Consider the following 15,073-nt stretch of genomic DNA (forward strand, 5'->3'; position numbering starts at 1 on the left):
AAACAAGAAGAGCCCTTGGCGTCGGCCAACGGCTCTTCTTGTTTGTCCTCAGGTTTTTCGGCGGGTGCCGAACGGTCCGGCCCGGTTTGCCGGAGCCCGCGGAGCCCGATCCTGCTTTTGGCGGCCCGGGCCGGCGCCTGGTTCAGTGCCCCTTGAGCATCGGATAATGCTCGATGCTCTGCCAGATGGCGCCGCTGCAGAAGGCGACCAGCCAGCAGCTGTAGATGCTGAGGCTGACCTTGTCGAAGACGCGGTTGATCCCGCCGTTTCGTGAGGTGAACGAGGCGGCTGCGGCCAGGAAGAAATGAAACGCCATTCCCGAGATGGAGGCGATGCCGCTGATGGTATGCCAGATCGGCACCGGGCCGTAGCTGTTGCCGAACCCGTTCATCAGGTGGGTGCCGAGGTAGTCGCAGAAAAGGCCGGTTCCGAAGATGGCCAGGTGTCTCCGCTGCAGCCCCCGCTTTCGTGCGCTGAAAACGGCCCAGGTGTAGAAGACCAGGGCCAGGTTCATCCAGATGATTGCTTGTACCAACATGTAAATTCCCATCCCATGCGCTTTAGTTCCTGGGGAAGATAGCACCGAGCCGGCGACGGAGTCAATTCCATTCCCATGGCGCCCCCGGCCGGGAACAGGCGCCACTTGTAAAGGATGCAGCCTTGCTCAACGGAAAAAAAATAGTGGTCGTTTTGCCCGCCTACAACGCAGCAAAAACCCTCGAAATGACCTACCGCGAGATCCCCTTCGAATTCGTCGACGACGTCGTCCTGGTTGACGATGCCAGCCGGGACGAAACGGCGGAGGTGGCCCAGCGGCTCGGGATCACGACGGTAATCCATCCCCGCAACCGCGGGTACGGCGGGAACCAGAAAACCTGCTACAAGACCGCCCTGGATCTGGGGGCGGACGTCGTCGTCATGTTGCATCCCGACTACCAGTACACGCCCCGGCTGATCACCGCGATGAGCGCCATGATCGCCTACGGCGAGTTCGACGCGGTGCTGGGGTCGCGGATCCTGGGGGTTGGCGCCTTGAAGGGGGGGATGCCCCTCTACAAGTATCTCGCCAACCGTTTTCTCACCTGCGTCGAGAACCTGCTTTTGGGACACAAGCTCTCCGAGTACCACACCGGCTACCGGGCTTTTTCGCGCGAGGTCCTCACCGGCCTTCCCCTGGAAGCCAACTCGGACGACTTCGTCTTCGACAACCAGATGCTGGCCCAGGTGATCTGGTACGGCTTCAACATCGGGGAGCTCTCCTGCCCCACCAAATACTTCGAAGAGGCCTCCTCCATCAACTTTCGGCGCAGTGTCGTCTATGGGCTCGGGGTGCTCGGGACGGCCCTGCAGTTCCGGCTTTGCAAGCTGGGGATGGCAACGGCGAAGATATTCCAGAAACCGGCCCGGAGCTAGGCGTTTCCCCCCGGCGCGCCTGAGCGGCCGCTGCGGTTGGCTTTCCGTTCCGACGCTTCCCGGCGGGGCAAAGCGGGGTAGGGGGGGACCCGGTGCCCACGCGGCAGCACCGTTACCGACTGACCACGAACGTTCAAATAAGAAAGGGGCCAGGAAATCGACATTTCCTGGCCCCTCTTTCGTTGGTGGCGGCGACTGGTTCGGGCCTTGGCCCCCAGCCCCAGTCCCGGGTTCTAATTCCCTGCCGGTCCGTTCGAGAAGATGATCTTGTCGAAGGTGCGGTTGAGGCTCTTGCTGGTGAAGTTCGACATGGTCATCCCCGGCTGGAACGCCATCGTTTCCCCCACGGTGACCTTCATGGCCGGTACGGCAAGCCAGGTCTTGCTCCCCTGGTTCTCGACGCAGACGTAGCTGTACCCGCCGGAGTTCATGGTCTCAACGACCTTCCCTTTGACCGGCTCGGGCATGGCCGCCGGAGCAGGCTTGGCGCTGGCGTGGGGCTCGGCAGCTTTGGCTTCTTCCTTGGCCGGCTGCTCAACTTTGGCACCCTTGATGCCGCCGGAGAAGTAGATGCTGGGGAAGGTGCGTTTCAAGGTATTGCTGGTGAACTCACCCATTTCGGTTCCCGGCTGAAGCTCGACCTCGTCTCCCACGTTGACCTTGGTCGCGGGGACGGCAGCCCAACCTTTCTTCCCGTCCTTCTCGATCTGCAGGTAGGTATAGTTGCCGGCACCCATCGTCTCCACAACCTTCCCGGCCAGGATCGGCTTCTCGGTGACATTGGCTTTCACCACCTTGTTTTGGGAATCTGAGGACTGGGTGGCCTGGGCGGACTGCGCGGGCTGCGCGGCGGCCTTCGGGGCATGGGCGGCATCGATCGGCCCGCCGGAGAAGATGATCGAGTCGAAGGTGCGGCCCAGCGAGGCACTGGTGAAGCCCTTCATTTCCCCACCCGGCATCAGCTCCATCTCCTCTCCGACCTTTACTTGCATGGTCGGAATCGCCGCCCAGATCTTCTTTCCGCCCTTTTCCAGGCAAACGTAGGTATAACCACCGGCGTTCGCCGTTTCCACGACCTTGCCAGCAACCTTGATGAAATTTTCGTCCTCTGCGGAGGGGGCGGGAGTTTTGGCGTTTTTGGGGGCGGTGGCGCATCCGTTCATGGCGAGCGAGAGCAGCACCACCAAAGACCCGACTGCGGCGGTATTCAGCATCTTCTTCACAGTAAACTCCTAACAGGTTGAATTGTCTGGCGTTGGCCAGAGTAAGACAGCGCGGGTGGCGCTGCCGAAAAAATGGGTGACGCTACTTTGTCTCGAGCGGTGTCGTCAACGGGGCGGCCGGAGCAGGCGCCGCGGGCGGCAAAGCGTTAGGTGCCGGCGGTACTTTGGTACCGGGGGCTGCCGGAAGGGGCCCCGAAGGAGGCGGAACCGGTACCACCGGGGCAACCATTGGGCTGGGGGGCACGGCCACATCCGGAGTGGGCGCCGTCGGGGCGCCAGGTGCGCCAGGGGCCGCAGCCGGAGCGGGCGAAGCCGGGGCTCCAGTTGCACCAGGGGTCGGAGCCGGAGCGGGCGAAGCCGGGGCCCCAGGTGCGCCAGGAGCCGGAGCCGGGGCCCCAGTTGTACCAGGGGCCGCAGCCGGCGCGGGTGACGCAGGCGGAGTGGCGCCGGTTGCAGGGGCGCCGGTTGCGGGGGCGGCCGGTGCCCCTCCGTAGGGCGACTTGCCGGGGACATCGACATCTTGAAGCACCGGAATGGCCGGCCCCGTCGGCACGACCGTCTTCGTTTTGGGGAGTTTCTTCCTGGGCTCCCTGCCGAACAGGTACGTCAGGCCCACGCTCAATTCGGCGTTGTTCTTGGTGTTGATGTGCTCGTAGACGACGATATGGCGCGCATCGAGCCGAAGCGCCAGGTTGTTGTCGATGAAGTACTTGAGTCCGAGCCCGTAATTGATCAGGAAGTTGGTCTCTTTGGTCAGCCCGTAGGTCTTGGAATCGGTGCTGGCGTTGCTGGCTCCAATCCCGGTCGCCAGGAAGGGGACCCAGGTCTTGCCGGGAGTGAAAGGAAAGAGGGCATCCAGGCGCAGCAGATAGCCGTGGGGGGTGTCGCCGGAACCGCTCTTGAGACCGTAATAGTTGACGGTCCCCTCTACGTCGATGCTGTCCGCGATGTTCTGACCATCCCGGTCATAGCCGATCTTCAGCCCGTAGAGCGGTTCGATGTGTTTGGCGCCGGGGGTGACGATGCCCCCCAACGTCGGAGTCAGGGTCACTGAAGGGGGGAGCGATTTCCCCGCCGCGGCAAGACTCAGCGTCGGAAACGACAGACATAACATCGATATCAAAGCTACCTGACGTAACAAAAAGAAGCTCTCCTGTGTCCCCGATATTGGCGCGTATACTACCATCATTACTTCGATTACTTCAACTCATAAAGCGCCCGCCCCGGAAATCGCTTTAGAACTCTCTTATCCAACCCCGGCATTCAACGATCCCTCTCTCTCGAAAAGCCCTGATTGTTTCCTCCCGGCAGCTGACAGCAGGTGTCTATGCACATTTCCCTCCAATCTGGCCATCTCAGACAGGGAAAAAAGCAAAATTTGCATAGCTCGGTGTTCTCTGTTCAAACGGTGCACACGGTTTTTATGAAAACAGATGTCCAAATCAAAAATAGTGAAGCTTTTTTAGCATGTAAAAACAGATAGTTACAACTCATTTACCGACAAGTTCACGGCTCGGCACTCCCTTTGTAATGGTTATGGCAACAGGCAAATGGAGGCGAGCTATGTGGAACCTGAGAACGAACAAAAAAATTGCAGCAGCTTTGCTCATCGCAACTGCTATGTCGTCTTTCAGCCAGACCGCAGGCGCCGAATTCTGGGCTCCGCAGAAAAAACTCGAAGCGACCGGCCCCTGCCTCTTCTCCGAACAACTCAAGGGTTCTGAGCCGGCCCGCAAGAGCTATGTGGCCCGCGTGGCCCGTGCCCTGGGCAAATCCCAGACCGCAGCCAACTCGGTCGAGGAAATGTACAACAACATCCAGCCGGCCTCCTACACCGTGGAAAGCAACGACACCGAGCCGACCACCAACATCTGGGGATTCAGCCTCAAGGAGAGCTCCACGACCGCCAAAACCAGCATCGATCCGCTTTCCCAGGATTGCCTCGGCTGCCACGACGGCGTAGGGGCGGTGGCGGTGTCGGCCGTTTTGCGCAACAACCCCTTCGACCAGAAACACGGCGCTTTTTCCGGTGCCGACCATCCGATCGGGATGGATTACAGCCGCTATACCGCCGTGAAGCGGACCGAGTACAAATCGGTGTTCGCCGGAACCAACCGGATGATCTTCGTGAACGGCCGGGTCGGTTGCCTCACCTGCCACGACCCGCTGAACCCGGAAAAGGGCCACCTCTCCATGAGCGACGAGCGCAGCGCCCTTTGCCTCACCTGCCACAACAAGTAGCGCGCCAGGTAACCAACGGACCGGTTGCACCGCCCGCGAATGAAAAATCCCTCCTTGACCCCAAGGAGGGATTTTTTTTTGCCGATCATCTGGTAACCGGTCCACCCTCCCCCGGCGGTAGGGGGAAATGCGGTGTTCAATATTTGCGCAATTCACCCCGAGCTATTTCACCCCCCCCGCTGACGCGACATCGGTCAGCGGCATTCCCTTCACCTCGACAAGCTGCGCCGCCTGCTTGGATCCCTCCTGAGAAAATCTCGTCGCCTCGTCCTGGGATGCCCCGGTTTTTTCCAAAGCGGGGAGAGCCGGGGGAAATGCACCATGAAGCGGACCACCAGGGGGCCGGCCAAGGGTGGTGATTTGGCGCGGTGATTTGGCCATATCACCGTGAAGCCACGGCCGCTGCCCCCTTTGTTTACGGGATTTCAGCGCGTTATGCCAGTGGAATGCTTTTTGCAAAAGTTGATCAATTTTTTATTATGAATGCTATTTACTGATATGAAGATGAAGATCTGACATTACTTCAGGAGGGAAAATGCTCAAAAAACTGATCGCCGCAATGTTCTTGATCTGCGCTTTGCCAATGATGGCAAATGCCGCATGGTTTTTGAACACCCAGGCAAAAAATGGTGGCGGCACCATTGAGTCACGGAACATGTCTGCCCAGACCGTGCTCGATGGCCCCATCTACCGGTCCTACACGACTGCCGCCGACATTCCGGTGACCGTCAAGGCCGGTGATGGTTACACCATCCGGTACCTCGTGATCAACGGCGATCTCTCAAACCCGGTCTATCCGGACCGGAGCAAGGGGCAGGACACCAACTGGACCTACACCCTCCCCGGGTCCTACGACAACAAGGACCTCGCTGCGACCTTCCTTCCCAAAGCTATTTCCGTGACCGCCGCCATCGACAGCGGGACGGCTACCCCGTCGAGCATCGGCAACGTGACCTACGGTTACAAGCTCGCCTCCCCGGTAACGTTCAACTTCATCCCCTCCAAGGGTGGAGAAATCACCAACGTGGCCAACGTTCCCAGTGACCCCCTGGTAACCACCTCGGGCTTCTCCCGCGGGGCGGACAAGCCGGTATGGGTCAAGTTCTCCCCGGGCTACGTCTTCGTCTCCGACATCAACCTCGCGGCAACCGTCGTGAACACCACGCCGCGGCTCAACGCCATTCTCGCTCAAAACGCGCTTCCCACGGACCTGGTGCAACTCAGCGCGTCCGGCAAGTATCTTCCTGCCGATGCGGTCTTCACCTGGAACTACGTCTCCGGCCCCGCGAACACTCCGAAGACCGTGTACGAAAACGGCAAGCTCAAGGGGTACTCCGTCGATCCGGGGCCTGCGCTGCCCGGCTTCCCCCAGGTCGGCACCGCATCCTTCATCGCTCCTTCGGTCCCGGGGCAGTACAAATTTTTGCTGACGGTCAGCTCTCCGACCACGCCGGCCTTCAACCTCAACTCGGTGGCCACGGTGAACGTCTTCGCTTCGAAGGTATCCACCGCCCGCAACCAGTGCCAGTTCTGCCACAGCGCGAACCGGATCGGTCCCCAAACCCCCAACGGTCCGGACACCCTCTACCTCAACTGGTCCAGCTCGATGCATAAAGTCAACAACGTCATGTGCGCCAACTGCCACGTCGGCTCCAGCACTGCCGGCCACATGGGGACTTTGATCGGTGGCCAGGTGAACGAGCGGACCTTCTCCTACACCAACGGCAGCGGCAGCTTCTGCCTCAACGGCACCTGCCACAACACCACCGCCAAGCCGTTCGTTACCCACAAAACGGTCGGCATCACCTGCGCCTACTGCCACTACAGCGGTGAGATCCACAACATCAACGCCAACTTTGCCGACGACATGAGCAACGCGGTCTGCTTGAACTGCCACAGTTCCGCAAACGCACCGCATTACTTCACCTGGCTCAGCCTCAAAAACGACTGCCTGAAGTGCCACAACACCAGCTGGATGCCGCACACCGACGTGAAGGCGGCCTTCTTCAAAGGGGTGGTGCCGCCGGCTCACTTCAACGGCTACACCTCCTACGTTAACCCCAACTACGCTGCGGCCTACGTGACCCCGACCACCGCCTGCTCCAACTGCCACGTTGCCGGCAATCCCGATCCGGCCAGCGCCGACAGCCAGTACTACCAGTACCGGATGGACTGGTCCGGCTCGGCCCACGGCGACGTCAAGGGTGCCGCATGGCTCAATTCCGCCACCCACAACTGGAAGGCATCCGGCCAGGCCGGGGTGGACGTAAGCCAGGCGGGGAACCCGACCGACTGCCAGCGCTGCCACACCGCGAAAGGGTACGCCCTCTACAACATCTCCAGCTCGATCGCTCCGATCGACGCCTCCAAGCCGATCTACTCCGAGCCTTTGACCTGCAACGGGTGCCACAACCCCGACTTCTCCGTTCGCAGCATCTCCGCCCGGACCGCATACTACAACTACTCCAGCCAGACCACCGGCAAGCTCCTGGTCTCCCGGACCTTCCCGGACAGCGGCTTCTCCAACGTCTGCCTCGGCTGCCACATGGGTCGCCAGGCCGGCGCCACCATCAACGCCATGGCCGGCGCCGCTGCCGCCAAAGGCGGTGCCACCGCCGACGCCTTCTGGGGCAACGTGAGCTTCGTGAATTCCCACTACCTCGCCGCCGGCGGGGAGGTCTTCCGCACCATCGGCTACGAGTTTGCCGGGCAGACCTACAGCAACGCCGTGGATCACTCCCTGGTCAACAACGGCAGCGACGGCCCCTGCGTCACCTGCCACATGCAGACCAAAAACGCCGTCACCCACAGCCACACCCTCTCCCCGTCGGTGGCCAACTACGCGGTCTGCCAGAACTGCCACGGCTCCTCGTTCAACGATGCCTTCGTCCAGGCCAAGAGCGCCGACTTCCAGGCCGCCCTCCAGGCGCTGGGCAACGCGCTGACCCAGAAAGGGTTCGTCCCGAACCTCGTCAACGGCCAGCTCGCCTACCCGTACTTCGCCGCGAAGAACTGGGGCGACCGGAACACCGGCCCGAACAACATGGGCGCCGCCTTCAACTACAACCAGCTGATGCACGATCCGGGCGCTTTCGCCCACAACCCGACCTACGTCAAGCGTCTGGTCCGCGACTCCATCGACTACCTGATGAACGGCAGCGTCAACCGCAGCCGCGACCTGACCTCCACCGTCGCCGCGCTCCTGAGCAGCGACCCGACCGGCGTCTCGGCGCAAAACGCGGCCCTGTTCCTTTTGGATAGTTCCAACGGCTCCTCGGCCTGCGCGACCTGCCACAGCAGCACCACCGATCCGGTCCACAACGACCCGATCGTTTCCACCTACAACAACAGCAAGCACGCCAGCGTCGCCGGCGGCGCGAGCTGCGGCGACTGCCACCTCCCGACCGGGACCACCTCGATGGCCCACCCGCCGCAGTTCAAGATGTACAGCTCCGCGTCGTTTATCGCGGTCAACTGCTACAACTGCCACACCACGGTCGATCCGACCTTCAACAAGACGACCCACGCCTGGCCCAGCCAGGGGCTCTGCATGAACTGCCACAACCCGCACAACCCGTGGCCGCCGAGCATGAACATCTACCCGCACTTCAGCTCGTACTCGACCGCGCAGTACATCATGATGAACAGCCAGAACGCGAAGAACGGCAATGCGTGCCAGGACTGCCACTACCAGGCGAGCGCCCCGAACACCTTCACCGTCTTCTCCGCCAACCGCCAGTGGGCCAAGTCGAGCCACGGCGATCCGAAAGGGACCGGCTACGTCGGCCCCGGTCCGGTGACCGAGGCGAGCCTGGAGGCAAACGACTTCAAGTTCCTGGGCACCGCGGCTGCGCCTGTCTCCATGGCGGCCAGCACCAACCCGGCTACCGCCGCGGCGAAAGACTGCGCGCGCTGCCACACCTCGACCGGCTTCATCAATTTCGTTACCCCGACCAATCCCAACGATCCCACTACCGCCCTGAAGAACATGGCGGCCTGGGGCACCGCCGGCGACCGGTCCCGCGAAATGGTCTCCTGCCCGACCTGCCACACCCCGGCACCGTTCAGCGACACCTTCAGCCGCCGTCCCGTTGGGCTTAGCTTCAACAACGGGGTCAACGACATCGCCACCGTGGTTGCCTACTTCAACTACTCCTCCAAGGCCACCAAGTTGATCAAGCGCAGCAAGACCATCTACGATCCGGGCAACTCGAACTACGTTGGCCCCGGCGATTCGAACATCTGCATCGCCTGCCACGCCGGGCGTGCCGCCGGTGACCTGATCAAGACCACGGTCACGAGCTGCACCAATTCACCCACCATCGCCTGCCGGCTCGGCAACGGCAACCAGACCCAGGGGGCGACGAACAACGCCGCCAACACCGACCCTGCCTTCTGGAGCAACGTCGACTTCATCGACCCGCACCGCGGCACGACGGTCAACATGATGTACCCGGACAACCTGCGCCCGGCCTACGAGTACGGGAAGTCCGCCACCGCCAATACCTACCACCTCAACATCGGCTACGACAACCCCGATGCGCCGCAGGGCCCGTGTGTCGGGTGCCACATGGCCTCGATCAACAAGAAGCACAGCTTCTCGCCGATATCTACCGCATCCAACGGCTCCATCGGCGGGCTCACCACCGACCTCTGCCTCGGGTGCCACGGACCGACCGGACAGAACAACGGCTTTGATTTCGGTGCCAACCTGTCCACCCTGCAGGCCAAGAAGACCGGCTACTTCGCCGCTCTTTCCTTCATCAAGGCCCAGCTTGCCGCCAAGAACATCTTCTACAACCCGAACGCGGCGCCGTACTTCTTCACCACCTCCGTCGCGGCACAGCAGACCTACGCCAACCGGGTGACCAACTGGTACTTCTTCGACACCACCCTCGGCAAGGCGTTCCAGGGAGCCGATCTCATGGGGGCCGCCTTCAACCTGAGGCTCCTTGACTCCGACAACGGGTGGGTCCACAACGGCGTGTACTCGAAGAGGATCTTGTTCGATACCATCGACTACCTGGACGATGGGGTCGCCAACAGTGTCTACACCACCCTTACGACCTCCTCCCTGACCGATGCTACGACCAGGCTGAACGCTCAGGTGTACATCTTCGGCAGCACCACCAACCAGACGCGCCCGTAAAAGTCGCGTCGGTTCCCGGTAAAACGGCCCTCCGCAAGGAGGGCCGGATTAATCCCACCCCCCGTCGTAATCGGCGGGGTCTGTTTTCGGTTGCCTGTTACATTGAATTGATTCTGGTGAAGCCCTCTCTCGTGGAGGGCTTTTTTTTTTCGGAACTAACTCCTCAAAGAGGGTCCATTGATCCCCCCTTTGACAAAGTGGGGATGGGGGGATTTGGGGGAAGCGGCACTCCATCCAACCGGATGTCGTGGACGGATGTGTGACTCAGAATATTTTTTGCCTCTAGGGGATATTTGTGTGTATCTGCCAATTAACTTTTACACGAAATAGTGTATGCTCTGAAGTACTGTCTCTATCCATGTTTAAAAATATTTCATTTTAAGGAGGGCGGCGTACCGGTAGCTGCAGTGAGGTCCTCTCTGACAGTTGCCTAAGAGAGAACCACCGATTCAGGCTGGCGAAGTTGCATGATCCACCCAACAGCAAAGGAGCCCGTTATGGTAAAGCGTTTCCTCGCTGCACTCATGGTAATGGTGATTCTCCCGGTAGCCGCTCACGGCGCCTCGTGGTTTTTCAACACGCAGGCGAAAAACGCGGGGGGAGTCATCAACTCCCGCAACATGCTGAACCAGACCTCGACCGCCGGTTCCGTCTTCAAATCCTATACGACCCATGCCCAGCTCCCGGTCACCGTCGTTGCCAACGTCGGGTACACCATCCGCGATGTCACGGTGAACGGCGTCAGCAACCCCAACCCGCCCAGCCCCTTCTCTACGACCGTCCAAGGCTTCAACCAGCAGACGGTGACGGCGACCTTTCTGGTGAACACTCTCAGCGTGACCGCCAGCGCCGGATACGGCGGTTCCGTCACCCCGACCAGCGTCGGCAACATCTACTACGGCACCAAGGTCGCAAGCGCGATGCGGTTCACCTTCACCCCGATCTCGCGCTACAACGTAGCCTCCATCACCGGCGTTCCCGCCGGGGCCACGGTGAGCGCACCGCTGCCGGCCGCGCCCAATACCTCGGTTACCGTCACCTTTCCCGTCGGCTATGTCTTTACCTCCAACGTGGCCCTTTCCGGCACCTTCACCGGCCCGCCGGTCGCGGTGATCGCGAACCCCGGAACCGTCCTGCCCGGAACCCCGGTCACCCTGGACGGCACCGGCAGCACCGGGGCCATCTCTTCCTGGAGCTGGACCCAGATCAGCGGCCCGGTGAAGCTCTTCCCCGACGCCACCCAAGGGAGCACGTTCACCGTCACTCCCACCGTCGTCGGCACCTACGGCATCCAGCTCACCGTCACCGGCGGGAGCGTGGCGACCACCAACCTCATCGTCACCGACGACCCGGCTGCGGCGGCCCGAAACCAGTGCCAGAACTGCCACCAGGGGAACGGGATCGGGACGAGCGTGGGGGTCTTCGGGCACTGGTCCAGTTCCACCCATCGGGCCAAGATGGTCCTTTGCGTCACCTGCCACTACGGCACCGGACCCATCAACCACCCCGGGGCCTACACGAGCGGGATGGTCAGCGAGACCACCTTCGTCAAGACCTACGGCGGAGACAATTTCTGCCTCAACGGCACCTGCCACAATCCGGGTGTCACCCACAAGACCTCCGGCATGGCCTGCGCCTATTGCCACAACAGCGGTGACCTGCATTACCCGGATACCACGCTCGCCCAGGCGATGAGCCAGAACGTCTGTTTCAAATGCCACGGCGCGGTCAACACCACCCACTATTTCACCAAGGTGAGCCTGGCCAACGACTGCCTCAAGTGCCACAACAACGGGTGGGATCCCCACGCGCAGACCAAGGCGACCTTCTTCCCTGCCGGTGTCGTCGTCCCCCCGGCCCACTTCAACGGGTACACCTCCTTTGCCAACCCCAGCTACGCCGCGGCCTACGTGACCGCCGCCACGGCCTGCGCCAACTGCCACAAGGGGGGCGATCCCAACGACGCGGCAGACAAGAACGACGTCCTGAAGCAGTACCGAAACGACTGGGCCGGCTCGGCCCACGGCGACGTCAAGGGGGGCGCCTGGCTCAACTCCGCCACCCACAACTGGAAGGCGTCCGGCCAGGCCGGCGTGGACATAAGCCAGGCGGGTAACCCGACCGACTGCCAGCGCTGCCATACCGCCAAGGGGTACGCCCTCTACAACATCTCGAGCTCCATCGCCCCGATCGACCCCTCCAAGCCGATCAACTCCGAGCCGCTCACCTGCGACGGGTGCCACAACCCCGACTTCACCGTCCGCAGCATCGCGCCCCGGACCGCCTACTACAACTACTCCAGCCCGGCCACCGGCAAGCTCCTGGTCTCCAGAACCTTCCCGGACAGCGGCTTCTCCAACGTCTGCCTCGGCTGCCACACGGGACGCCAGGCCGGCGCCACCATCAGCGCCATGGCGGCCGCCGTCGCGGCGCAAGGGACCGCTGCCGCAGATAGCTTCTGGGGGAACGTAAGCTTCGTGAACTCCCACTATCTCGCCGCCGGCGGAGAGGTCTTCCGCACCATCGGCTACGAGTATCCCGGCGCGGTCTACGGAAACGCCGTCGACCACTCCCTGGTCAACAACGGCAGCGACGGCCCCTGTGTCACCTGCCACATGCAGCAGAAGGACCTGGCCGCCCACAGCCATACCCTCAACCCGGCCGTCGCCGGTTACGCCGCCTGCAAGGGCTGCCACGCCCAATCGGTCGGCAACTTCGACGCCGACTTCCCCGGCTTCGTCCAGACCAAGAGCGCCAACTTCCAGGCCGCGCTGCAGGCCCTGGGGAACGCCCTGAGCCAGAAAGGGTTCGCACCCAATCTCGTGAACGGCCAGCTTGCCTACCCGTATTTCAATGCGAAAAACTGGGGCACCGGCGCCACCGGCCCGGGCAACATGGGGGCGGCGTTCAACTACAGCCAGCTCATGCACGACCCGGGCGCCTTCGCCCACAACCCGACCTACGTGAAGCGCCTGGTGCGCGACTCCCTTGACTACCTGGTGAACGGCAGCGTCGACCGCAGCCGCAAACTCACCGCCACCGATTTTTCGAACCTCCTCCCGAGCGACCCCACCGCCGCCGGTAACGCATACTCCTTCGTCCTGGAGAGCTCCAACGGTTCTTCGGCCTGTGCCGCCTGCCACGGCTCCAGCATCGATCCGGCCCACCAGGACCCGATCGTCGCCACCTACAACAACAGCAAGCATTCCTACGTCAACGGCGGGGCGAGCTGTGGCGACTGCCATCTTCCGACCGGGACCACCTCGATGGCGCACCCGCCGCAGTTCCAGATGTACAGCTCCGCAGCCTCCATCGCGGTCAACTGCTACAACTGCCACACCACCGTCGACCCCACGTTCAACAAGACGACCCACGCCTGGCCGAGCCGAGGGCTCTGCATGGAGTGCCACAACCCGCACAACCCGTGGCCGCCGGCGATGAACATCTATCCGCACTTCAGCTCCTACTCCACCGCGCAGTACATCATGGCGGGGAGCCCCAACACGAAAAACGGCAATTCCTGCAAGGATTGTCACTACCAGGCCGGCAACGCCGATATCTTCACGGTCTTCTCCGCCAACCGCCAGTGGGCCCGGTCGGGGCACGGCGACCCGAAAGGGGCAGGCTACGTCGGCCCCGGTCCGGTGACCGAGGCGAGCCTTGAGGCGTACGACTTCAAGTTCCTCGGCACGGCCGCTGCGCCTGCCGTCATGGCGGCCAACACCAACCCGGCAAGCGCCGCGACAAAAGACTGCGCGCGCTGCCACACCTCGACCGGCTTCATCAATTTCGTTACCCCGACCGACCCCAACGACCCGACCACGGCGCTCAAGAACATGGCGGCCTGGGGCAGCGCCGGCGACCGGTCCCGCGAAATGGTCTCCTGTCCGACCTGCCACACTCCGGCACCGTTCAGCGACAGCTTCAGCCGCCGCCCGGTGGGGCTCAGCTACAACAACGGGGTCAACGACATCGCCGCCGTGGTTGCCTACTTCAACTACTCGTCCAAGGCCACCAAGTTGATCAAGCGGAGCAAGATCATCTTCGATCCTGCCAACCTGAGTTACCTCGGCCCCGGCGATTCGAATCTCTGCATTGCCTGCCACGCCGGGCGTGCCGCCGGCGACCTGATCAAGACCACGGTCACGAGCTGCACCAATTCACCCACCATCGCCTGCCGGCTGGGCAACGGCAACCAGACCCAGGGGGCGACCAACAACGCCGCCAACACCGATCCGGCCTTCTGGAGCAACGTCGACTTCATCGACCCGCACCGCGGCACGACGGTCAACATGATGTACCCGGACAACCTGCGCCCGGCCTACGAGTACCGCGGCAGCACCACCGCCAGCACCTACCACCTCAACATCGGCTACGACAACCCCGATGCGCCGCAGGGGCCGTGCGTCGGCTGCCACATGGCATCGGCCGACAAGAAGCACGCCTTCTCGCCGCTATCGACGGCGACCAACGGCGCCATCGGCGGAGTCACCACCGACCTCTGCTACGGGTGCCACGGACCGGGCGGCGCCTTTGACTTCGGCACCAACCTCTCCACCTTGCAGACCAAGAAGACCGGCTACTTTGCCGCCCTGTCGTTCATCAAGGCGCAGCTTGCCGCGAAGAACATCTTTTACAACGCCGAGGTGGCACCGTACTTCTTCAAAACCGCTGACGCGGCGCAGCAGAGCTACGCCAACCGGGTGACCAACTGGTACTTCTTCGACACCGCCCTGGGCAAGGCGTTCCAGGGGGCCGACCTGATGGGCGCCGCCTTCAACTTGAGGCTTCTTGATTCCGACAACGGATGGGTCCACAACGGTACCTATTCGAGGAAGGTGCTCTTCGATACCATCGATTATCTGGACGATGGGAACGCCAACAGCGTCTATACAACCCTTACCACCTCCACCTTGTCCGACGCTGCGACCAGGCTGAACGCACAGGTGTACATCTTCGGCAACACCACCAACCAATCCCGCCCGTCACCTTGACAAGCACCATGGCGGGTAGTCATTGCTTCAAGAAAAGCCCTCGTCCAGAGGGC

The 15,073-nt window shown here is 62.1% G+C and carries 7 protein-coding genes; 4 read left to right on the forward strand and 3 right to left on the reverse strand.

Annotated elements, in window-relative coordinates; all coding sequences use genetic code 11:
* Positions 1-142: 142 nt before the first annotated feature.
* On the reverse strand, positions 143-538 hold the full coding sequence (locus tag JFN93_RS21660) for an HsmA family protein (RefSeq protein WP_199386287.1): 396 nt from the start codon (positions 536-538) through the stop codon (positions 143-145).
* Positions 539-660: 122 nt separating this feature from the next.
* Between JFN93_RS21660 and JFN93_RS21665 the strand changes: the two genes are divergently transcribed.
* The gene (locus tag JFN93_RS21665; RefSeq protein ID WP_199386289.1) at positions 661-1,413 is read left to right on the forward strand and encodes a glycosyltransferase family 2 protein; all 753 of its coding nucleotides are present in this window, start codon (positions 661-663) and stop codon (positions 1,411-1,413) included.
* 233 nt (positions 1,414-1,646) lie between these two features.
* On the opposite strand, the gene JFN93_RS21670 is transcribed toward JFN93_RS21665, so the two are convergent.
* Both JFN93_RS21670 and JFN93_RS25845 read right to left on the reverse strand, forming a co-directional pair.
* Positions 1,647-2,627 (reverse strand): GW dipeptide domain-containing protein, encoded by a 981-nt coding sequence (locus JFN93_RS21670; protein WP_199386334.1) that lies wholly within the window; start codon positions 2,625-2,627, stop codon positions 1,647-1,649.
* A 91-nt stretch (positions 2,628-2,718) separates the two neighbouring features.
* Positions 2,719-3,750: a porin family protein gene (locus tag JFN93_RS25845; RefSeq protein WP_199386291.1), complete on the reverse strand. Its 1,032-nt coding sequence runs from the start codon at positions 3,748-3,750 to the stop codon at positions 2,719-2,721.
* A 506-nt stretch (positions 3,751-4,256) separates the two neighbouring features.
* Here JFN93_RS25845 and JFN93_RS21680 point away from each other — a divergent pair.
* The 3 genes from JFN93_RS21680 (at position 4,257) to JFN93_RS21690 (ending at position 15,020) form a co-directional block, all read left to right on the forward strand.
* On the forward strand, positions 4,257-4,877 hold the full coding sequence (locus JFN93_RS21680) for a cytochrome c3 family protein (RefSeq protein ID WP_199386293.1): 621 nt from the start codon (positions 4,257-4,259) through the stop codon (positions 4,875-4,877).
* A 655-nt stretch (positions 4,878-5,532) separates the two neighbouring features.
* Positions 5,533-10,026 (forward strand): hypothetical protein, encoded by a 4,494-nt coding sequence (locus JFN93_RS21685; RefSeq protein WP_199386294.1) that lies wholly within the window; start codon positions 5,533-5,535, stop codon positions 10,024-10,026.
* A 497-nt stretch (positions 10,027-10,523) separates the two neighbouring features.
* Complete coding sequence (locus tag JFN93_RS21690; protein WP_199386296.1) at positions 10,524-15,020, forward strand: PKD domain-containing protein; 4,497 nt, start codon at positions 10,524-10,526, stop codon at positions 15,018-15,020.
* The last annotated feature ends 53 nt before the right edge of the window (positions 15,021-15,073 follow it).

The organism is Geomesophilobacter sediminis (genome assembly GCF_016458275.1).
Lineage (GTDB): Bacteria > Desulfobacterota > Desulfuromonadia > Geobacterales > Geobacteraceae > Geomesophilobacter > Geomesophilobacter sediminis.

What these genes read in the sequence shown, in the direction of transcription:
- JFN93_RS21660 (WP_199386287.1), bottom strand. Translation starts at nt 538, where the DNA reads ATGTTGGTACAAGCAATCATCTGGATGAACCTGGCCCTGGTCTTCTAC.
- JFN93_RS21670 (WP_199386334.1), bottom strand. Translation starts at nt 2,627, where the DNA reads ATGCTGAATACCGCCGCAGTCGGGTCTTTGGTGGTGCTGCTCTCGCTC.
- JFN93_RS25845 (WP_199386291.1), bottom strand. Translation starts at nt 3,750, where the DNA reads ATGTTATGTCTGTCGTTTCCGACGCTGAGTCTTGCCGCGGCGGGGAAA.
- JFN93_RS21680 (WP_199386293.1), top strand. Translation starts at nt 4,257, where the DNA reads ATGTCGTCTTTCAGCCAGACCGCAGGCGCCGAATTCTGGGCTCCGCAG.
- JFN93_RS21685 (WP_199386294.1), top strand. Translation starts at nt 5,533, where the DNA reads ATGTCTGCCCAGACCGTGCTCGATGGCCCCATCTACCGGTCCTACACG.
- JFN93_RS21690 (WP_199386296.1), top strand. Translation starts at nt 10,524, where the DNA reads ATGGTAAAGCGTTTCCTCGCTGCACTCATGGTAATGGTGATTCTCCCG.